The sequence below is a fragment of the Subtercola endophyticus genome, assembly GCF_021044565.1.
GTDB lineage: Bacteria > Actinomycetota > Actinomycetes > Actinomycetales > Microbacteriaceae > Subtercola > Subtercola endophyticus.
Window position 1 is genome coordinate 2,013,336 of sequence record NZ_CP087997.1, and the last position, 21,097, is coordinate 2,034,432.

At 67.0% G+C, this 21,097-nt stretch carries 16 protein-coding genes and 1 riboswitch; of the genes, 8 read left to right on the forward strand and 8 right to left on the reverse strand.

Going from position 1 to position 21,097, the window contains the following annotated elements; all coding sequences use genetic code 11:
• Nucleotides 1–2: 2 nt before the first annotated feature.
• From LQ955_RS09460 to LQ955_RS09470, 3 genes are read right to left on the reverse strand one after another with little or no spacing between them, the layout of a single operon-like run.
• Nucleotides 3–785 carry an energy-coupling factor transporter transmembrane component T family protein gene (locus LQ955_RS09460; RefSeq protein WP_231027904.1) on the reverse strand — a complete coding sequence of 261 codons (783 nt, stop codon included), beginning with the start codon at nucleotides 783–785 and terminating at the stop codon, nucleotides 3–5.
• Nucleotides 782–2,416 (reverse strand): ABC transporter ATP-binding protein, encoded by a 1,635-nt coding sequence (locus tag LQ955_RS09465; RefSeq protein ID WP_231027905.1) that lies wholly within the window; start codon nucleotides 2,414–2,416, stop codon nucleotides 782–784. Before LQ955_RS09465 ends, LQ955_RS09460 begins: the two co-directional genes overlap by 4 nt.
• Before the next feature lie 3 nt (nucleotides 2,417–2,419).
• A complete protein-coding gene (locus tag LQ955_RS09470; RefSeq protein ID WP_231027906.1) occupies nucleotides 2,420–3,049 on the reverse strand; it encodes an ECF transporter S component in 630 nt (209 codons plus the stop codon).
• Nucleotides 3,050–3,155: 106 nt separating this feature from the next.
• Nucleotides 3,156–3,265: riboswitch (TPP riboswitch) on the reverse strand.
• 22 nt (nucleotides 3,266–3,287) lie between these two features.
• Here LQ955_RS09470 and LQ955_RS09475 point away from each other — a divergent pair.
• The 5 genes from LQ955_RS09475 (at nucleotide 3,288) to treZ (ending at nucleotide 11,397) form a co-directional block, all read left to right on the forward strand.
• Nucleotides 3,288–3,671 carry a hypothetical protein gene (locus LQ955_RS09475; RefSeq protein WP_231027907.1) on the forward strand — a complete coding sequence of 128 codons (384 nt, stop codon included), beginning with the start codon at nucleotides 3,288–3,290 and terminating at the stop codon, nucleotides 3,669–3,671.
• An 88-nt stretch (nucleotides 3,672–3,759) separates the two neighbouring features.
• Nucleotides 3,760–4,683 carry an LLM class F420-dependent oxidoreductase gene (locus LQ955_RS09480; RefSeq protein ID WP_231027908.1) on the forward strand — a complete coding sequence of 308 codons (924 nt, stop codon included), beginning with the start codon at nucleotides 3,760–3,762 and terminating at the stop codon, nucleotides 4,681–4,683.
• A gap of 88 nt (nucleotides 4,684–4,771) precedes the next feature.
• The gene (gene glgX, locus LQ955_RS09485; RefSeq protein WP_231027909.1) at nucleotides 4,772–6,973 is read left to right on the forward strand and encodes a glycogen debranching protein GlgX; all 2,202 of its coding nucleotides are present in this window, start codon (nucleotides 4,772–4,774) and stop codon (nucleotides 6,971–6,973) included.
• 50 nt (nucleotides 6,974–7,023) lie between these two features.
• Nucleotides 7,024–9,399, forward strand: a complete 2,376-nt coding sequence (treY, locus tag LQ955_RS09490) for a malto-oligosyltrehalose synthase (RefSeq protein ID WP_231027910.1) — start codon at nucleotides 7,024–7,026, stop codon at nucleotides 9,397–9,399.
• 3 nt (nucleotides 9,400–9,402) lie between these two features.
• Nucleotides 9,403–11,397, forward strand: a complete 1,995-nt coding sequence (treZ, locus tag LQ955_RS09495; RefSeq protein WP_231027911.1) for a malto-oligosyltrehalose trehalohydrolase — start codon at nucleotides 9,403–9,405, stop codon at nucleotides 11,395–11,397.
• A gap of 198 nt (nucleotides 11,398–11,595) precedes the next feature.
• On the opposite strand, the gene LQ955_RS09500 is transcribed toward treZ, so the two are convergent.
• From LQ955_RS09500 to LQ955_RS09515, 4 genes are all read right to left on the reverse strand, one after another.
• Complete coding sequence (locus tag LQ955_RS09500; RefSeq protein ID WP_390623480.1) at nucleotides 11,596–12,801, reverse strand: DNA polymerase IV; 1,206 nt, start codon at nucleotides 12,799–12,801, stop codon at nucleotides 11,596–11,598.
• A gap of 298 nt (nucleotides 12,802–13,099) precedes the next feature.
• Complete coding sequence (locus LQ955_RS09505) at nucleotides 13,100–13,678, reverse strand: DUF1697 domain-containing protein (RefSeq protein WP_231027913.1); 579 nt, start codon at nucleotides 13,676–13,678, stop codon at nucleotides 13,100–13,102.
• A gap of 4 nt (nucleotides 13,679–13,682) precedes the next feature.
• Nucleotides 13,683–15,320: an ABC-F family ATP-binding cassette domain-containing protein gene (locus LQ955_RS09510; RefSeq protein WP_231027914.1), complete on the reverse strand. Its 1,638-nt coding sequence runs from the start codon at nucleotides 15,318–15,320 to the stop codon at nucleotides 13,683–13,685.
• 177 nt (nucleotides 15,321–15,497) lie between these two features.
• Nucleotides 15,498–15,761: a hypothetical protein gene (locus tag LQ955_RS09515; RefSeq protein WP_231027915.1), complete on the reverse strand. Its 264-nt coding sequence runs from the start codon at nucleotides 15,759–15,761 to the stop codon at nucleotides 15,498–15,500.
• A 133-nt stretch (nucleotides 15,762–15,894) separates the two neighbouring features.
• Here LQ955_RS09515 and LQ955_RS09520 point away from each other — a divergent pair, with 133 nt between their 5' ends.
• The 3 genes from LQ955_RS09520 to LQ955_RS09530 are packed head-to-tail and all read left to right on the forward strand — an operon-like array spanning nucleotide 15,895 to nucleotide 20,087.
• Entirely contained in the window at nucleotides 15,895–18,786 is a 2,892-nt protein-coding gene (locus tag LQ955_RS09520; protein WP_231027916.1) for a rhomboid family intramembrane serine protease, read from the forward strand.
• 48 nt (nucleotides 18,787–18,834) lie between these two features.
• Nucleotides 18,835–19,839, forward strand: a complete 1,005-nt coding sequence (locus LQ955_RS09525) for an aldo/keto reductase family protein (protein WP_231027917.1) — start codon at nucleotides 18,835–18,837, stop codon at nucleotides 19,837–19,839.
• Between the two features lie 11 nt (nucleotides 19,840–19,850).
• Nucleotides 19,851–20,087 (forward strand): hypothetical protein, encoded by a 237-nt coding sequence (locus LQ955_RS09530; protein ID WP_231027918.1) that lies wholly within the window; start codon nucleotides 19,851–19,853, stop codon nucleotides 20,085–20,087.
• A 65-nt stretch (nucleotides 20,088–20,152) separates the two neighbouring features.
• Here LQ955_RS09530 and LQ955_RS09535 read toward each other — a convergent pair whose 3' ends face one another.
• Nucleotides 20,153–21,073: an oxygenase MpaB family protein gene (locus LQ955_RS09535; RefSeq protein WP_390623462.1), complete on the reverse strand. Its 921-nt coding sequence runs from the start codon at nucleotides 21,071–21,073 to the stop codon at nucleotides 20,153–20,155.
• Between the last annotated feature and the right edge of the window lie 24 nt (nucleotides 21,074–21,097).

The window sequence follows — 21,097 nt, forward strand, 5'->3', positions numbered from 1 at the left end:
CCTTAGCCGCCGATGAAGTTCCAGTGCCCCGTCGACACCGACACCGCGACCGCCGTCAGCGCAACGGCCGCCGCGATGACGATCAGCAGCGTCTCGCGCCAGCCGAACGTCGACTCGCGGGCATACGTTCGGCGCCCCGGGGCGCCGAATCCGCGCGCCTCCATGGCCGTGGCGAGCTTGCTGCCGCGCCTGATCGACAGCACCAGTAGAGCGAACCCCAGGCTCAAGAACCGGCGGATGCGCCCCGAGTCTCCGACTCCGCGCGCCCGCCGCGCGAGTTTCAGCGAGCGCCAATCGTCGAGAAACAGCCCCACGAGACGCAACCCCGCCAGCCCGCCGAGCACGAACCGGCTCGGCAGATGCAGCACCTGCGCGAGCCCGTCTGCGAGGTCGGTCGGATCGACGGTGACGAACAGCACGATGGCAGGCAGCCCGATCGCCAGCACCCGCAGCATTGTCGCAACGCCGAGTTCGATCGATCCGTCGGTGACGTGCACGAGCCAGAACTGGGCGTAGGTCTGACCCGACGGCCGGCCGTACAGAACGGTCGTCAGGCCGGCGAGCGGCGCGGCGATCCAGACCGGAAGCGTGCGCAGAAAGAACACCTTCGGCGTCAGCCCGGCCCAGAAGAAAAGGATGCCCTCCAGCACCAGCGCGACCGACGCCGACACCCAGTCGATCGAAAGCAGCAGCGTCAGGCTCAGCACGAATGCCGCACCGATCTTGGCGACCGGGTTGATGGAGTACACCGCCTGCGTGCCGCGATGCGGGGTCAGGATGCTCATGCCCCTCCACCCTCGGGCGCCGCCGTGGCAGCCGGCGTGAGCCGCGCGGCAGAGAGAGAAGGAGCATCGGCTGCAACGGGCATCCGGAACTCGCGGTCGGCAAGCGCGTCGACGAAGTCAGAGTCGTGGGTGACAGCAACCACGGCCGTACCGTCGTCGAGCAGTTCGGCGAGCAGGGCGAGGAGTTCGGCCCAGGTTCGGGAGTCTTGCCCGAACGTCGGCTCATCGAGCACGAGCAGCTGCGGCCGCGTGGCGAGAACGGTCGCGACAGAGAGCCGGCGCTTCTCACCGCCCGAGAGCGTGAAGGGGTTCGCGGCGGCGAGTCGGGTGAGCCGCAAGCGCTCGAGCAGCTCGTCGACGCGCTCGTCGATCTGGCGCTGCGCAACCTTGAGCGCCCGCGGACCCACAGCCAGCTCGGCCCGCACGGTGGCGGCGAGAAACTGGTGTTCCGGGTCTTGAAAGACGGTTCCGATGCGGCTGAGCAGCTGTCGGGAGCGCCAGCGAATCGGCTGCGTACCCGCGCCTGCAGCAAACGCCGGGCTCGCCTGCAGGGTGCCGCCCGCCGGCGACAGTAGCCCGGCGAGCGTCAAGGCGAGGGTCGATTTGCCCGATCCGTTCGCCCCTGTCACCGCAGTAGCGTTGCCCGCGACAACGTCGAGGCTGAGGTCGCGGGCGACCGGCCGCCCTTTCGCACGCGCCACGGCGAGGTCGGTGGCGCGCAGCAGTACGGCGCCCGACGCATCGGCGCCTCGTGTCGCACCCGTCTCGTGAGTCACGTGCGCCGTATTGAGGTCGTTGTAGCGACCTCTCCTCGGCGCAGCTGTCTCACCGAGGGCGCGCACCGGACGCGCGGGCGGGTACTCCGGAACCCACACCCCCGACGCCGCCAGCTCGGCCCCACGGGCGCGAAGCACGTCATCCGGCGCGCCGTCGGCGAGCACTCCCCCGCCCGGCGCGAGCACGATCACCCGATTCACCAGATGCCGCCAGATCTCGACCCGGTGCTCGATGACGACAAACGTCGCCTCCGAATGCTGCAGCACCCGCGCGACAGAGTCGCGCACCTCCACAACTCCCTGCGGGTCGAGGTTGGCGGTCGGCTCGTCGAGCAGCAGCAATTGCGGGCGCATGGCGAGCACCCCGGCGAGCGCGAGGCGCTGTTTCTGCCCGCCCGACAGCTCCGATGTCGGATGCTCGTGCGGCAGGTACAGCCCGACCGCCTCCAGCGCGTCACCGACCCGCCGCCAGATCTCGTCGCGAGGCACACCGAGGTTCTCGCAGCCGAAGGCGACGTCGTCGCCGACCCGCGCGAGCATTACTTGGGAGTCCGGATCTTGCAGCAACAATCCGACCCTGCCCCGGGCATCCTCGGGCCGGCCCCCGCCGACCAGCAGCGAGCCTTCGTCTTCGCCCTCGTCGGCGCCGCCGAGCACCCCGGCGAGCGCCGAGATCAGGGTCGACTTGCCGGCCCCCGAAGCCCCGAGCAGCAGCACGCGCTCGCCCGCCCCGATCTCGAGGTCGAGCTCACGAACGGCCCACGCCGCTCGCCCGGCGTGCCGCCACCCCCATCCGCGCGCGCTGACGTCGGCGCCGCCGCCGGCACCGGATGCCCGGCCTCCGCCTGGCGCCACGGGTTAGACCCGCACCGCGGATTCCCGCCCCGCCGCGAACCGTGAGAGCGCCCCCGTGCGAGCGAGACCCTTCACGGCCAGCCACGACAGCAGACCGGCCAGAACGATGCCCGAGATGATCGACGACACGGTGTAGATGATGATGAACGGCGTGTCCGATCCCGGGTACGACACCAGCAGATCGTTGATGGCGAGCGCCAGGCCCGCCCCGGCGCCGGCGAGCAGCGCGACGTACAGGCGGTAGTTCACGTAGAGGAACAGCGCGAAGACCACCTCGGCACCGATGCCCTGCACGACCCCCGAGAGCAGGGTCAGAATGCCCCACTGGGTTCCGACCAGCATCGACACGACGGCGGCGAGCACCTCGGTATAGAGGGCTGCGCCGGGCTTGCGGATGATTAGCCCGCCGAGCACGCCGGCGAAGAGCCACCCGCCGCCGAGCAGCGCCCCGAGCCCGGGAGCGAGCGCTTCGAGGGGTGCGCTGAGCGGATTCCACGCCTGCCCCCACGCCCAGAAGATGAGCCCGGAGGCGACGCCGACGACGCTCGCGACGACGATATCGACGACGCGCCAGCGGAAGCGGCCTGTCGCGACCCCGGATGCGACCTTGAGTGATGCGGTTGTTGTTTGCACTGTTCGTGCCCTTTCGTTAGACGAATTTATTAGGGCACGGGTTGTGAGACGTCGCGATCGGTGCGGGGCCTGCAGAGCATCCATTCGGCCGCGCACCAATAACGACGGCTCGAGAGTGTCTGCTCCCTGCGCTGGCATGATCCAGATCAGGTTAGACGGTCGAAGGTTGAGAACCTTCCTCTCAGCCCGGCTCACCGGACTCCCGTGTTGCCGCAAGTATCCCATATTCTGAGTGATCATGCCTTTGTTCATTCTCGCGATCGCCGTTTTCGCGGCGATACTGGTTCTCGCCGTCTATGCGCATCGCCGCATGACCGAGAACTGGCTGAGCCACAACGGCACAAGAACACGAGGCCAGGCCATCACTGTCGCCCCTCCACTGTCGGCTGGCCTGATTTCGCGCCTCACCAAGACGGTGACCATCATCTCCTTCACCGCGACCGACGGCGTCTCGCGCAGCCTCATTCCGCGTTCGGGGGCGATGACCTTCACCGTCGCCCAGGCGCAGGGGGCGGTCACCGTGCTCTACGACCAAGCCAAGCCGTCGAACCACGACCGGATGCGCGTGGGATTCGGGCCCGCACCCACCACGTGGCACCGGGTGCGGCTGCGCGACGGCTGAATTATCCACAATCCACTCGACTTCCCACATCTGCACAGCTCCCGGCAACCCCACACGACCGCCCGTCGAAGTGTGTCAGGCTGAAGTCATGCAGTTGCGCATCTTCACAGAGCCCCAGCAGGGCGCCAGTTACGACGATCTTCTCGCGGTTGCGCAGGCCACCGAACGCCTCGGCTTCGACGCCTTCTTCCGCTCCGACCACTACCTCGCCATGGGCGGCGAAGGCCTGCCCGGCCCCACCGACGCCTGGACGAGCCTCGCCGGGCTCGCCCGCGAAACGAGCCGCATCAAGCTCGGCACGCTCGTCTCGAGCGTCACCTATCGTGTTCCGGGCATCCTGGCCATTCAGGTTGCCCAGGTCGACCAGATGTCGGGCGGCCGAGCCGAACTCGGGCTCGGCACCGGCTGGTTCAAGGCAGAGCATGAGGCCTACGGCATCCCTTTTCCTGAAAAGCGGTTCGGCATGCTCGAAGAGCAGCTCGAGATCGTGACCGGTCTCTGGTCGACACCGCCGGGTGAGAAGTACAGCTTCAGCGGTGAGAACTACACGCTCATCGACTCGCCGGCGCTGCCCAAACCGGTGCAGAGCCCCGTGCCCGTCATCGTCGGCGGCAACGGACCGAGTCGCACGCCCAAACTCGCCGCCCGCTTCGCCACGGAGTACAACCAGGCGTTCCCCGAGTTCGAGACCATCGCGCCGCAGTTCGGGCGAGTGCGCGCAGCGTGCGAGACGCTCGAGCGCGACCCTGCCAGCCTCATCTACTCGGCCGCGCTCGTGGTCGCCACCGGTGCCGACGAGGCGGAGTTCACTCGCCGCGCCGGCGCGATCGGCCGCGAACCCGCAGAGCTGAGAGAGCACGGCGTGGCCGGTACGGCAGCTGAGGTCATCGACCGCATCGGCTGGCTGAAGCAGCAGGGCGTCGAACGGCTGTACCTTCAAGTGCTCGACTTGTCAGACCTCGACCACCTCGAGTTCATCGCGAGCGAGATCGCTCCACACGTCGCCGGGTAGCCGAATAGCCGATTACCGGCTGCCGTGAACTGCGCGTAGCCTGCCCCGACCGACGATCACCGAACCAATACATCAACTGGAGTCATTTGTGGACAGCTGGCCAGGATCCGCCTACCCGCTCGGAGCGACCTTCGACGGCAGTGGTACCAACTTCGCGATCTTCAGCGAGGGTGCAGAGAAGGTCGAACTGTGCCTGTTCGGCGAGAAAGGCGCAGAGACCCGCATTCTTCTGCACGAGGTCGACGCGTTCGTCTGGCACTGTTACCTGCCGCAGGTTCAGCCGGGCCAGCGTTACGGCTACCGCGTCTACGGGCCGTACGACCCGAAGAACGGGCTGCGGTTCAACCCCAACAAGCTGCTGCTCGACCCGTACGCGAAGGCCACCAGCGGAACCATCGACTGGGACCAGTCGCTGTTCGCCTACAACTTCGGCGACCCTGACAGCGAGAACGACCTCGACTCCGCCAAGCACATGATGTACGGCGTCGTCATCAATCCGTTCTTCGATTGGTCGGGCGACCGGGCATTGCGTGTTCCCTACAACGAGACCATCATCTACGAGGCGCACGTGAAAGGGCTCACCGAGCTCAACCACGAGATTCCGAAAGACCAGCGCGGCACCTACGCGGGCATCGCGCACCCCGCCACCATCGAGCACCTGCAACGGCTCGGTGTCACGGCCATCGAGCTCATGCCGGTTCACCAGTTCGTTCAAGACTCGACGCTGCTCGACAAGGGTCTGCACAACTACTGGGGCTACAACACCATCGGGTTCTTCGCACCTCACAGCGCGTATTCGTCAGCCGGTGAGCGCGGCCAGCAGGTGCAAGAGTTCAAGGGCATGGTCAAGGCCTTACACGCGGCCAACATCGAAGTCATTCTCGACGTCGTGTACAACCACACCGCCGAGGGCAACCATCTCGGCCCCACAATCTCGTTCCGCGGCATCGACAACGAGGCCTACTACCGCTTGATGGATGACGACAAGCGGTACTACATGGACTACACCGGCACGGGCAACACCCTCAACGTGCGTCATCCTCACTCCTTGCAGTTGATCATGGACTCGTTACGCTACTGGGTCATCGAGATGCACGTCGACGGATTCCGCTTCGACCTCGCCTCGACCTTGGCGCGCGAGTTCTACGACGTCGACCGGCTGTCGAGCTTCTTCGAGCTCGTGCAGCAAGACCCGGTGGTCTCGCAGGTGAAGCTGATCGCCGAGCCATGGGACGTCGGGCCCGGCGGCTACCAGGTGGGTAACTTCCCTCCGCAGTGGTCGGAGTGGAACGGCAAGTATCGTGACACCGTGCGTGACTTCTGGCGTGGCGAACCGTCGACGCTGGGTGAGTTCGCGTCGCGGTTCACAGGCTCGAGCGACCTCTACGAGCATTCCGGTCGCCGCCCTGTCGCCTCAATCAACTTCGTCACGGCGCACGACGGATTCACCCTGGCCGACCTGGTGTCGTACAACGAGAAGCACAATGAGGCGAACGGCGAGAACGGCAACGACGGCGAGTCGAGCAACCGCAGCTGGAACGGCGGGGCGGAGGGTCCCACCGACGACCCGGCCATCCGGGCCTTGCGCGCGCGTCAGCAGCGCAACTTCTTAGCGACGCTGTTGCTCTCGCAGGGTGTGCCGATGCTGCTGCACGGTGACGAACTCGGGCGCACCCAGAACGGCAACAACAACACCTACGCGCAAGACAACGAGCTTTCGTGGGTGCACTGGAAGCGCGCCGACGAGCCGCTCACCGAGTTCACCTCGGCCGTGATGCGTCTGCGCAAAGAGCATCCCACCTTCCGGCGCAGCCGGTTCTTCGACGGCCGGCCCGTGCGGCGCGGGCGCGGCGAGCCCCTTCCCGACATCGTGTGGCTGAACCCCGAGGCGGGCGAGATGGAGCCGGAAGAATGGGATGCCCCGCTCAGCCGTTCCGTCGGTGTCTACCTCAACGGTCAGGGAATCCGCGGTCGTGACTATCGCGGCGAGCGGGTCACCGACGTGAACTTCTTGCTCTACTTCAACGCGGACGACGTCGAGGTTCCCTTCACCCTGCCCAGCGCAGAATACGGAGTCGCGTGGGACGTCGTGATCGACACGGCGGGTCAGGCGACCGACGAGGCGCCCAGCAAACCGGCAGACATCGTCACCGTGCATCCGAAGTCGATGATGGTGCTGCGTGCACATCGCGCCGATGTGCCAGACCCCGATCACTCGGTCGCCGCTTCGCTTAGCAGCATGACCGGCGCGGTTCCCGTGATTCCCGCCAACCGGCCGTCAGCGGGCTGACCCGGCCGCCGAACTCCCCTCCCACGCCTCGTGAACGAGAGAAGACCTTGATGCGCGTTCCCCGCTCGACCTACCGATTGCAGATCACCTCGGAGTTCACCCTTCAGCAGGCTGCCGACGTCGCTGGGTACCTCAAAGACCTCGGCGCCGACTGGCTGTACTTCTCGCCGATTCTGAAGGCCGAGCCCGGCTCGAACCACGGTTACGACGTCGTCGACCACTCGCAGATCGATCCGGCCCGCGGCGGTTCCGCCGGCCTCGATCAGGCGGTCGGCGCGGCACGCGAACTCGGCCTCGGAGTGCTCATCGACATCGTTCCGAACCACGTGGGTGTTGCGACGCCCGCAGAGAGCACCTGGTGGTGGGATCTGCTGAAGCACGGGCAACTCTCGCGATTTGCCGTGGCCTTCGACGTGGACTGGCAGTTCGGCAACGGCAAGGTGCGCATTCCAGTGCTCGGCGACGATTCCCTCGACGGCCTCGAGATCGTCGGGGCTGAGCTGCACTACTACGACAACCGCTATCCGCTTGCTCCGGGCAGCTACGAAGACGGGGCAGATGCCCGCACCGTGCACTCTCGTCAGAACTACGAATTGGTGAACTGGCACCGCGCCGACTACGACCTGAACTATCGGCGTTTTTTCGCCGTGAACTCGCTCGCGGGCATCCGGGTCGAAGACGCCGGCGTGTTCGACGAATCGCACCTCGAGATCGCGCGCTGGTTCGACGAGGGTCTCGCCGACGGTCTGCGGGTCGATCATCCCGACGGCCTTCGCGACCCCGAGGGTTACCTCGAGCGGCTCGGTGGCCTCACCGGCCACAGCTACGTTCTCGTCGAGAAGATTCTCGAAGGCCGTGAGCCGCTGCCTGCCGAGTGGGCAACAGCGGGCACGACCGGGTACGACGCGCTTGCCGACTTCGACCGCGTGCTGGTCGACCCCGCAGGTCAGCAGCCGCTCGACGAGCTCGACCGAAGGCTGGCGACGGGTGCCCGCCCGGCACCCTCGTCGTTCGCTGACCTGATCCACACGACCAAGCGCGGGATCGCCGACGGCATTCTGCGCTCCGAAGTACTGCGCATCGTTCGTGACCTCGCCGCGAGTCGAGCAGTGGATGTCTCGGGCACGGTGTCCCCGGGTGGGGAGCCGTTCCCCGCGGGGTTGCCGACGCTCGATGCAACCTCGATCGCCGATGCGATCGCCGAGCTGCTGACCTGCTTTCCTGTGTACCGTTCCTACCTTCCGCTGGGTGTGGAGCAACTCCACGAAGCGGCCGATCTTGCAGAGACCTACCGCCCCGATCTGTCAGCGACGATCGACGCGCTGCTGCCCGCCCTGAGCGATTCCTCCAACATCGCGGCGAAGCGCTTTCAGCAGACCTCGGGAATGGTCATGGCGAAGGGTGTCGAAGATACAGCGTTCTACCGTTTCAACCGGCTCACGTCGCTCAACGAGGTCGGCGCAGACCCCGCCGAGTTCGCCATCTCGGTCGCTGAGTTCCACAAGCGGCAGGTGACACGGCTGCGGTCGTACCCGAACACGATGACCACCCTGTCGACCCACGATACGAAGCGAGGCGAAGACACCCGCGCCAGAATCAGCGTCATCTCCGAGTTGCCCGAGCAGTGGGCATCCACTCTCGGCCAGTTGCGCACACTCGCCCCGCTCGGCGACGGGCAACTGGAGAATCTGCTGTGGCAGGCGATTGTCGGTTCCTGGCCCGTATCGCGGGAGAGACTTCACGCCTACGCAGAGAAGGCGGCGCGCGAAGCAGGCGATTCGACCGGCTGGCTCACCGTCGACGAAGAGTTCGAGTCTCGAATGCACCGTCTTGTCGACAGCGCGTTCGACTCGCACGAGGTTCGGCGGGTGCTCTCGGGGTTCTTGAAGCTCGTCGAGCAACCCGGCTGGTCGAACTCGCTCTCGCTGAAGCTGTTGCAGCTGACCGCACCGGGCTCACCCGATGTGTACCAGGGCAGCGAATTGTGGGAGACCTCGTTGGTCGACCCCGACAACCGGCGTGCGGTCGACTTCGACGTGCGGCGCGCAATGCTGGCGAGGCTCGACGCCGGCGATCTGCCGCCGATCGACGAGACCGGGGCGGCAAAACTGCTCATCACCTCGCGCGCCCTTCGGCTGCGCCGCGACAAGCCCGGACAGTTCGAGGGGTACCGACCGCTCGTCGCCGTCGGCTCGGCCGCACATCACGTTGTCGCCTTCGACCGCGACGAGGCCATCACCGTCGTCACGCGCCTGCCCGTCGGGCTCGCTGAGCGCGGCGGCTGGGGCGAAACGACGATCTCAACGGACTACGAACGGGTGCACGACGTGATCACGGGGCGCTCGTACCCGGGTGACGGCATCCGTCTCGCCGACCTTCTCGCGACCTACCCGGTCGCCCTGCTCGTACCGATGACGGAAAGCTGAATCATGGCACTCAAACAGTTCGATGTCTGGGCACCGCGGGCCTCCTCGGTGACGCTGAGGTATCGGGAGCTCTCGGCCGACCTGACTTCGGTCGTGATGACGCCGCGTTCCGGCGGCTGGTGGAGCGCGCCCGAACTCAGCGGCTTCATCGAGGCGGATTACGGCTACGTGATCGATCCCTCAGGTTCGACTGACGACCTGACGTTGCCCGATCCTCGCTCGCGGCGGCAGCCGACGGGCGTTCACGGTCTCTCACGCACCTATGACTCCTCCCGCTTCGTCTGGAGCGACGGCTCCTGGAAGGGCCGTCAGCTTGCGGGCGGGGAGATCTACGAGCTGCACATCGGCACGTTCACCCCCGAAGGCACCCTCGACGCCGCCATCGACAAGCTCGACCACCTCGTGTCGATCGGTGTCGACTTCGTCGAGCTGCTGCCCGTCAACGCGTTCAACGGCACGCACAACTGGGGCTACGACGGCGTGCTCTGGTTCGCGGTGCACGAGCTGTACGGCGGCCCCGAAGGGTACCAGCGTTTCGTCGATGCCTGCCACTCCAAGGGACTGGCGGTCATCCAAGACGTCGTCTACAACCACCTCGGTCCGAGCGGCAACTACCTCCCGCTCTTCGGCCCCTACCTCAGCGATGCCAGTGCCAATACCTGGGGTTCGTCGATCAACCTCGACGGCGACGACTCGGCCGAGGTTCGCCGGTACATCATCGATAACGCGCTGATGTGGCTGAATGACTACCACGTCGACGGGCTGCGCCTCGATGCCGTGCACGCGCTGCACGACGACTCCGACCCTCACCTGCTCGCCCAGCTCTCGAGCGAGGTCGAAGCGCTGTCGTCGTTCGTCGGCCGCCCGCTCACGCTGATCGCCGAGTCCGACCTCAATGACCCCGTCATGTTCACTCCGCGCGAGAGCGAAGGCTACGGGCTCACGGGGCAATGGAGCGACGACTTCCACCACGCCGTGCACGTCGCGCTGACGGGCGAGACCACCGGGTACTACGCCGATTTCGAACCCATCTCGGCGCTGGCGAAGGTGCTGACCGAGGGCTTCTTTCACAACGGAACCTACTCGAGCTTTCGCGAGAAGAACCACGGCAAACCCATCGACACCGAGCACACCTCCTCGTGGCGCCTGGTCGTGGCGAATCAGAACCACGACCAGATCGGCAATCGTGCCACAGGCGATCGGCTCAGCGCGTCGCTGACTGACGGTCAGCTCGGCATCGCGGCAACACTCACTCTGCTCGGGCCGTTCACCCCGATGTTGTTCATGGGCGAGGAGTGGGCGGCCTCGACTCCGTGGCAGTTCTTCACGTCGCATCCCGAGCCCGAGCTCGGCGAGGCCACCGCGAAGGGCCGCATCGCCGAGTTCGCGAAGATGGGGTGGGATGAATCCGCCGTTCCCGACCCCCAAGACCCCGCAACGTTCGAGAACTCGAAGCTCGACTGGGCCGAAGCCCTCTCTGGCCGGCATGCGCGGCTTCTGCGCCTCTACCGCCAGCTCGCGACGCTGCGCCGCAGCTCACCCGAGTTCACCGACCCGCGCTTCGGCGAGACGTCGGTGCGCTTCGACGAGGCTGCGCGCTGGTTTGAACTGCGCCGCGGGGCGGTGAGCATTCTCATCAACTTCTCTGGCGCGCCGATCGACGGCGCAGCCCTCGACGCCGAGGTGGGCGAGGTGCTGCTGTCGACGCACGATGTTCTGGCCGACGCCCCCGACCCCGCTGTCGCCGCCTCTGCTGATGCCGCCGCGTCCGGCACCGCCGCCTACACTGATGCCGCCGCGTCCGGCACCGCCGCCTACACTGATGCCGCCGCGTCCGGCACCGCCGCCATCTCCGGCACCGCCGCCACCTTCGGCACCAACGCCGACGCTGCCAGCGCTGATGCCGACACCGCCCCGGCCGGCAACGCGTCACCAACCCTTTCGCCCGCTCTCACCAGACTGCCGCCGCATTCGGCCACCGTTTTCCGACGCGGCTGACCCGCTGCGCACACAGCGCGCCGTCGTTTCGTAGGAAATGTCGACAGGCTGACGGCCATAGCGACACTCCCCCCTCCCATCTCCTACGAAATGGCGCACGGACCGAGACAGGGCGGGGCCGAGCCGGGCACGTGCTGCTACGCGCACCCGTGGCGACAGGCTGCGGGCGCGGCGGGGGCGGCAGGTGCGGCGAAGCGGCTACGAGTCGGGTGAGAACGGCGGCGTCACCGGATGCTCGCTGGCCGACCGCACGAGAGAGGCACGCCGCACGGCGCCTGCGCCGAACTTGGCGGCCACGCGGTCGACGGTCACCTCCGCATCACGCCAGCCGTCTGACGGGGCGGACTCGTCTGCCCACAACGACGGCTGATGCACCACATCGGCTGCCTCGACGAGGTTCTCGACGCGAACCCCGATGAGTCGCACGCGCTGAACCATCGGGCCGAGCGCGTCGAACAGATCGCGCGCCGCGTCAGAGATGGTCTGCGCGAGATCGGTCGGCTCCGACAGAGTGCGTGACCTCGTGATGGTCGAGAAGTCGGTGAAGCGCAGCTTCAGCGCCACGGTCTTGCCGGCCAGTCCCGCGCGGCGCAACCGAACGGCGACCTGATCGGATTGGCGCAGCAGTTCGAGCCGCACCTGCCGGGCATCCGCCACGTCGTGCTCGAACGTCATCTCGTGCCCGATGCTCTTCTCGCTGCGGGTCGTGACCACCGCGCGCGCGTCGCGACCGTGGGCCAGATCGTAGAGCTTCTGCCCGTTTGCCTCACCCACGCGGTTTTTCAGGGTGGGCAGCGGCGTCGCGGCGAGATCGGCTACCGTGCGGATGCCCAGCCGCGCCAGCGCGTCGGCCGTCGTCGCCCCGACGCCCCAGAGCGCCGAGATCGGCAACGGATGCAGAAAGTCGAGCGTCGCCCGCGCCGGAATGACGAGCATGCCGTCGGGCTTGGCCCGGCCAGAGGCCATCTTGGCGATGAACTTGGTCGATGCCGCTCCCACCGAACAGGTGAGCCCCGTCTCGTCGAAGACGCGCTGCCGAACGGCGGCGCCGATGGTCGACGGCGAGCCGAGCAGTCGGCGGGCTCCGGCCACGTCGAGAAAGGCCTCGTCGATGCTCAACGGCTCGACCAGCGGAGTGACATCGCGAAAAATACGCATCACTTCGCTCGAGTAGTGCGTGTACTTCTCGCGGTGACCCGGCAGCACGACCGCGTGCGGGCAGAGCTGCAGAGCGCGAGCGACCGGCATGGCCGAGTGCACGCCGAACCGGCGCGCCTCGTAGGTGGCTGACGTGACGACTCCGCGGCCACCGGCGTGGCCCACGATGACGGCCTTGCCGACGAGCTCCGGATGCTCGAGCAGTTCTACCGACGCGAAGAACGCGTCCATGTCGATGTGCAGCATGGTTGCCGTGCCGTCGTCGTCGAGGCCGCCGAAAACCGTCGGGCGCGCGGAACCCGCCGCGGGCACCGGTTTCGGCGCCCAGTCGGCCGCTCGTTTCGCGCCCTCTGCCACTCCCCCAGCCTAAGCCGCGCCACCGACATCGGCACTGCCACCAGCACTGTCATCGGCACTGCCACCGAGGCCGGTCAGCGCGGCCGCCCCGCCAGCACTACCGCGCCGTCAGCGCGCCAGCACCGCCAGCACTGCGTCACCGCTGCAGCACCGTCAGCACAGCAGTCCGGTCACGGCCATAGTCCGATCACTCCAGCAACCGCGCCCGCACCATCTCGCTCAACTTGCTCGTGGTGTTCAGGTTTCGCGCGGTGTAGACAGGGCCGACACGCTTCCAGAACGCCGCGGGAACCTTGCTCTTCGAGACACCGTTGGGGCACCACAGGTACACAGCGCGCTTGCCGACCGCCATCACCTCGGGTGCCAGCCACTCGGGGTCGGGCGGTTCGAGTTCTTCGGCTGCCAGCGCGGAACGGGCATCGGCAGTCGGCGGCACGTAGGCCACGAGGCTCTGCGCTGGGTTGACGGCAATGTCGAGCAGAGGGTTCTCGTTAGTGATCTCAAGGAACTCACGGCCGCTCAGCACCACGAACCCGGCGGTGAACCCGGCAACTCGCTCGAACTCGGCTTCGATAGCAGTGACCTCGGCCGGCCCGATCGGCGCAGCGGCCGAGAACACGACGTTGCCGCTGCGCAGCAGGGTGCGCACCCCGGTGTAGCCGAGATTCTCGAAGACGCCCCGCAGATCATCCATGGTCACCTGATGGCTCGTGCCTACGTTGATTCCTCGAGCGAGGGCAACGTGAACGTATACGTCTTCGGGCATACGATCAGAGCTCCGTAACGATTCCGTCGCTCACGCTGAGCTGGCGCGTGAGCCGCACCGTTTCGAGCATGCGCCGGTCATGGGTGACGAGCAACAGCGTGCCGTCGTAGCTGTCGAGCGCTTGCTCGAGCTGCTCGATCGCGGCGAGGTCGAGGTGGTTCGTCGGTTCGTCGAGCACGAGCAGGTTCACGCCCCGCGCCTGCAACAGTGCGAGTGCGGCACGAGTTCGCTCGCCGGGCGACAGGCTCGAAACGGGCCGGTCGACGTGGTCGGCCTTCAGCCCGAACTTCGCCAGCAGGGTGCGAACCTCGGCCTCGGGCAGATCGGGCACCTGGGCGGCGACGGCTTCACGCAGCGGCATCTCGCCGTCGAGTAGCGCACGCGCCTGGTCGATCTCGCCGATGGCAACAGTACGGCCGAGACTCGCGGATCCCTCCGAAGGCAGCTGGGTGCCGAGCAGAAGGCGCAGCAACGTCGACTTGCCCGCACCGTTCGGCCCCGTGATTCCGATGCGGTCGCCGCCGTCGATCTGCAGCGACACCGGGCCGAGGGTGAAGTCGCCTTGGCGGGCCGTGACGGCGCTGAGGGTCGAGACGACCGCGCTCGATCGTGGCGCCTGCCCGATCGAGAACTGCAGCTGCCACTCTTTGCGCGGCTCGTCGACCTCGTCGAGGCGTGCGATGCGACTCTCCATCTGCCGCAACTTCTGGGCCTGCTTCTCGCTGGATTCGACGGATGCCCGGCGGCGGATCTTGTCGTTGTCCGGCGCCTTTTTCAGCGCATTGCGCACACCCTGCGACGACCATTCCCGTTGCGTTCGCGCGCGGCCCACGAGGTCGGCCTTCTTCGAGGCGAACTCCTCGTATTCGTCGCGGGCGTGGCGCTTGGCCGTCTCGCGTTCGTCGAGAAAGGCGTCGTACCCGCCGTTGTAGACGCCGATACTGTTCTGGGCGAGGTCGAGTTCGACCACCGTGGTGACGCAGCGAGCCAAGAACTCCCGGTCGTGCGACACCAGCACGACGCCTCCGCGCAACCCGCGAACGAAGGACTCGAGGCGGGCGAGGCCGTCGAGGTCGAGATCGTTGGTGGGTTCGTCGAGCAGCACCAGATCGAAACGCGAGAGCAGCAACGCCGCGAGCGCCACGCGGGCGGCCTGGCCTCCCGAGAGTCCCGTCATGAGAGCGGTGGGGTCGGCCTCGAGACCGAGTTCGGCGAGCGTAGCGGGAATACGGTCATCCAGATCGGCGGCACCGCTCGCCAGCCAGCGGTCGAGGGCGACCGAATAGGCGTCGGCCGCCAGGGGGTCGTCACCGCCGAGCTCGACCGAGGTTCGCTCCATGTCGGCGGTCGCCTCAGTGCAGCCGGTGCGCCGACCGATGTACGCGGCGATCGTCTCGCCGCCGACCCGCTCGTGCTCTTGCGGCAGCCAGCCGACGAAGGCATCGGGCGGCGCGAGCGCGACGGTGCCGGCGAGCGGAGCATCCACCCCCGCCAACAGACGCAACAAGGTGGTCTTACCTGCGCCATTCGCGCCCACCAACCCAACCATGTCGCCCGGGGCGACCGTCAGGTCGAGCCCCGTGAACAGCACCCGGTGCCCATGGCCGCCCGACAGGTTCTTTGCGACGAGTGTTGCGGTCATCTCACCATTCTCGCCCATCTCGCCCGTTCGCCTGCATGCCGACCGCCTCCGTTTTGCGCAGACGCACCTTCCGGCCGCCATAAAGGTGCATCTGCGCAAACCCGGCGGGGATAGCGGGGCGGCAACGCGGCACCTGAGCCGCCTGAGGTGCGGCGGGCGTCAGCGCGGGTGCCGGCGTCAGCGCGGGTTGTCGGCGAGAATCTGGTCGACGTCGATGCGCTTGAGCAGGGCATCCCAATCGATGGCGCGGGCCTCGGCCTCGAGCTCGCGCTCGGCGAAGGCCTTGCCGTTGCGGTGCACGACGATGCCCTCGGGAAGCATCGAATTGAGCTGGGCGAGCACCGCGTCGTCGACGGCTTCGGTGTCGAAGTCGGCACCCACGGTCGCGTAGTAGTCCGCTGAAACGGTGTAGGAGACGGTTGTGATCTCGACTTGGCTCATGAGCTAAAGAATAGCCCCGGGCACGCCCTTACTATGGTGATTGGCCGCAGCAGCAGGACAGCAGCTCGAGCAGCACCAGTAACACCAGCAACACCAGCAGCACCGAAGGCAGGCCGACGACAAGGGGCGAACAGTGGACCAGTGGCTCGCGACGATTCCGCCGCTGCTCATCATGCTCACTGTCGCCGGGTTCGTCGCCGTCGAGAGCATCGGGGTTCCGCTGCCGGGCGAGACCGTGCTCATCGCGGCCACGATCGTGTCGCTCGACGGCCACATCTCCCCGTGGCTGGTCTGGGGCTCGGCGGTTGTGGGAGCCGTGGTCGGAGACTCCGTCGGCTACCTCATCGGGCACCGGTTCGGCGTGCGGTTGCTCGCGGTCGGCTCGCGCCGGTTTCCGAACAGGTTCAGCCCCGAGGTCATCCACCGCGCCATCGGCACGATGAACCGGTGGGGCGCGCTGGCCGTCGTCGGCGGTCGTTTCGTGGCCATTCTGCGCATTCTGGTCGGCCCGCTGGCCGGTACGCTCCGGATGCCCTACCGCCGTTTTCTCGCAGCCAACGTCACGGGCGCCATTCTGTGGGCCGGAGCGATCGTGCTGGCCGTCTCGATGCTCGGCCACGCCGCCATCGAGCTGATTCACCAGTTCACGTGGATCGCGCTGCTCGTGGTGCTCGTCGCTGTCGTCATCATCGCCATCGTCGTCGTGTACCGATCGCGCCGGGCAGCCGTCCGGGCGGCGGAGCAGTCGGCAGCAGACCAGTCGACAGCGCCAGGCTCCCCCGGCAGCGAACGCACCGTCGACCCGGCCGACACCGCGACCGGAACCCTCGAGTTGAGCGACCTGTTCGAGCCCGACGGCAGCCTCAGCCCGCTCGCGGCGCGCGCCGGACTCGAGACGAACGCCTCCGGCGTCGCCGCCGTTCCCGGCCTCGCCGGGGTCTCGGGGCTCGCCGGCATCGCCCAAGCGGCAGGGGTCGTCGTGGGGCCGATCGGGCGCACCGCACGACGCTTTCCGTTCACCACCGGCTTGTTCGGCATCTTCTTGATTCTGGGCATCGCCACCGGCGCCCTGTGGGATCCGGTGCATCGTCAGCCCTGGTACCACAGCATCGCCTACGGGGTGCCCTCGTTTCTCGACGGGCAGTGGTGGACGCTGATTACGGGCACGTTCTTCTCGCAGCTGCCGATCCATTACGCACTTGTGCTCGTCGGGCTCATCGTGGGCGTCGGCTGGGCGGAGCGAAAGTTCGGCTCACGCCGGGCCTTCGGCATCTTCGCGGCCGGGCAGATCGTTGCGGTCGTGGGCAGCCTGTTCATCCTGCTCGCCGCGCGCTCGTTCGACAGCTCGTGGGCGAACGACCTCGCCACCCAGTACGACGTCGGGCCGTCGGGCGGCATGTTCGCCTGTCTGGCCGCCGCCATGATCACGCTTCGTGCGCCCTGGCGGCTGCGCCTTCGGTTCGCGCTGTTCGCTGCGGTCACGGTGGCGCTCATCTACATCTCGTCGCTGGCCGACCTCGAGCACTTTCTCGGAGTGCTGGGCGTCGTGGTCGCGGCCCCGTTCATTCAGGGCTTTCACCGAAAGCAGGGTCGGCCCTCGGTGCGGGAGTGGCGCATTCTGGCGTTCGCCAGCCTGGTGATTCTCGCCGTGGTCGAGATCATCGGCACGCTCTTGCCTTCTGACGACCCCGCGACCAGCGCGAGCCCGGGGGCGAGCACCTGGATCGACCTGGCGATCGACGTGATCATCATCGCCCTCATCGCGAATGGCATCAGGCAGGGATACCGTCTGCCGTGGGTGATCGCCGTGTGCCTCTGCGCGTTCAACGTGCTCGAGTTCGTCGCACTCACCGTCTACGCCATCGTGGCGGTCGATTTTCCGCCCAGCTTGTTCGAGGCGCTCACCAACTCGTCGCTCTGGATCGCCCTTCTCGTGGTCTTGCTCCTCGGCCGTGGCGCCTATCGGGTGCCCTGGCGCCGATCGAGGCGCGTCGTTCGGCAAGTGGATGCTCCCAAGAGCCCGCTCGACATCTTGACCGAAAACGGCGGAGGCACCCTCTCGTGGATGACCATGTGGAAGGCGAACTCGTACTTCATCACCGCAGACGGGCAGAGTTATGTCGCCTACCAGCGATACTCGGGCGCGGCGATCGCGCTGGGCGACCCGGTCGGCCCTGCCGAGAACCTGGCGCAGACCGTGAGCGAATTCGTCGCGGAGTGCGAGCGGATCGGTCTCGTGCCGTGCTTCTTCTCGGTCTCTGACGAGACGCTCGCGGCAGCCCCCGAAGGCTGGACGAACCTGCAGGTCGCCGAAGACACCATCATCGACCTGCCGACCCTCGAGATGACGGGCAAGAAATGGCAGGCCATCCGCTCTTCGCTGAATCGGGCGACGCGCGAGAACATCACCTTTCGCATGACGAATCTGGCCGACGAGCCCTGGTCGATCGTGTCGCAAGTGCGCGCCATTTCTGAAGAGTGGGTCGGCGACAAGGCTCTGCCGGAGATGGGATTCACGCTGGGCGGGGTGGATGAAGCACTCGACCCGCACGTGAAGACCGCCCTTGCTCTCGACGAGTCGCAGACGGTGCAGGGAGTGTTGTCGTGGTTGCCCGTCTATGGCGCCGGCGACACCGTGCGCGGCTGGACCCTCGACCTCATGCGGCGTAAAGACGACGGGTTCAAGCCCGTCATGGAGTTCTTGATCGCCTCGTCGTGCCTGTACTTTCAGGCCGAGGGTGCGCTCTTCGTTTCGCTCTCGGGCGCACCGCTCGCCCGGGCCGACGACCAGGGTGAGCCCGAGGGCATCGACGCTCTGCTCGAATCGCTCGGCAGAATTCTCGAGCCGCTCTACGGGTTTCAGTCGCTGCACAACTTCAAGACGAAATTCAACCCGCGCTACGAGCGGATGAGCCTGCTGTATCGCGACGAGGCAGACCTGCCGAAGATCGCTCTCGGGCTGACGCGGGCGTTTCTGCCGAACGAGTCGCTCGTGGGCATCGCGCGCATGGGGCTGCAGCGCTGACGGTCTTCGCCGAGCATCCGTCGACACGGGCGACGCTACGCTGGAGACATGGAATTCAGGTACCTCGGAAACAGCGGCCTCAAGGTCTCAGAAATCACCTACGGCAACTGGCTGACCCACGGTTCCCAGGTTGAGAACGAGATCGCCCGAGAGAGCGTGCAGGCCGCCCTCGAGGCCGGCATCACCACGTTCGACACGGCCGACGGCTACGCGAATACCGCGGCAGAGAAGGTGCTCGGCAAGGCGCTGAAGAACGAGCGCCGCGCGTCGCTGGAGATCTTCACCAAGGTGTACTTTCCGACCGGTCCGAAGGGCCCGAACGACACCGGCCTCAGCCGCAAGCACATCATGGAATCGATCGACGGCTCGCTTCGCCGGTTGCGTACCGATTACGTCGACCTCTACCAGGCGCACCGCTACGACTACGAGACGCCACTCGAAGAGACGATGACGGCCTTCGCCGACATCGTGCGGGCCGGCAAGGCGCTGTACATCGGCGTCAGCGAATGGACCGCCGCGCAACTTCGTGAGGCACACGCCCTTTCTACGAAACTGGGATTTCAGCTCATCTCGAACCAGCCGCAGTATTCGATGCTCTGGCGAGTGATCGAGGCCGAGGTGGTTCCCGCCTCTGTCGAACTCGGCATCTCGCAGATCGTCTGGTCGCCGGTTGCACAGGGCGTGCTGACGGGCAAGTACAAGCCCGGCGCCGCACTGCCCGAGGGATCGCGCGCCACCGACACTAAGGGCGGCGAAGACATGATCAAGAGCTGGCTGAGCGATGAGACGCTGACGCGGGTGCAGAAGCTGCAGCCGATCGCCGACGACCTGGGGCTGACGATGGCCCAGCTCGCGGTCGCGTGGGTGCTGCAGAACCCGAACGTCGCGTCGGCCATCATCGGGGCCTCCAAGCCCGAACAGATCGCCTCGAACGTGGTCGCGGCCGGCGTGAAGCTCGAGCCAGAGGTGCTGACACGCATCGACGAGGCGCTGGGTGATGTCGTCGAGCGCAGCGCCGACAAGACCACGTCGCCTTCGCACCGGCTGGCCTAGGCGGGCCGGCGATGGATCGGGCCACCCGCTTCTCTCTGCTCGGCCTCGGCGGCTCGTTCATCGTCGTGGTCGCCGCGGTGATCGATGCCATCACGCACGGCGCCTATGGCACGGTGCTGCTCATCATCATGCTCGCGGGCATCGTCTTCGCGCTGGTCATGGTGGTGTCGGCTCGGCTGGAACGCCGCCGGGTACGCAAGCTGTCTGAGCCGCCCAAGCCGATGCCGCCGACTCAGCGCCTGCGCTGAGTGCGTTCGCGCGTCGCTTTACGCCGCTTCGTCGAGCGCATGGCGACCAAAAACGACGCGCGAGACTAGGGCGCTGCGACTCGTTCGAGGCGCGCGAGGCGGCGGCGAGCGGCGAGTTCGCTCGGTCCGGGCCCTGTGCCGAGCATGTCGCCCACGACCTTCAGCACAAGCCGAGTCGCGGTGACGCTGGGAAGCGGAACCCGCCACAGATGGGCGGGCTGCAGCCCGAGCATCCGGCGGTATTCGGGCGCGATCGACGCCACAGCACCGTTGAAGAGCACACGATAACCCGGCATCAGCCCGCGAGCCAGGGGCGGCCGGCGGATGAACCGAACCGCCTCGGCGACTCGCTCGTCGCTCTTCAGAGTGCCGGAGGTGAGAAACGCGCGGATCTGAGCGTGCAGCTCCGCCTCAGACCTCGGCGGGTTCGGCACCCCCATCAGCTCACCGGCCTTCGCCCACTCGCGAACATAAGCGTCGGGCCCACCGGGAATGGGCGTGCTCCAGAGCTTCGCTGTGGCGAGAAACGAGTCGGTGAACGCCAGGTGCACCCAGCTGAGCAGTTCGGGGTCGTTCGCGGCGTAGTCACGCTCACGGCCCTGGGCGTCGAGGTAACTTCCGACCACGCGCTCGTGCAGCTTCAGCACCCAGTTCGACGCAGAAACGGCTGTCTCGGTGTCGGCGTAGGTCACGGTGAAGATCCAGCGGATCGTACCTGCGAGCCGGCCGAGCGGGTCTTCGCGGTACCGCGACCAATCGTGCACGCCCGCCATCGCACCCGGGTGCAGCGCCTGCATGAGCAGGGCACGAACGCCGGCCGCGATGGTGGCCGTCTGGCCGTGCACCGCCCAGGTGGCCGACGCGGGGTCGAAGAAGCCCGCGTCATCACCCTGGTCGAGGGCGAGCACCCACTCCGGCTGCCCCTCGAGCTGCCCGGTGAAGGTCGACCGCAGTCGGTTGCGCATGCTCTCGGGAAAGATACTCACGCATCAATTCTGCGCCCGGCGGAT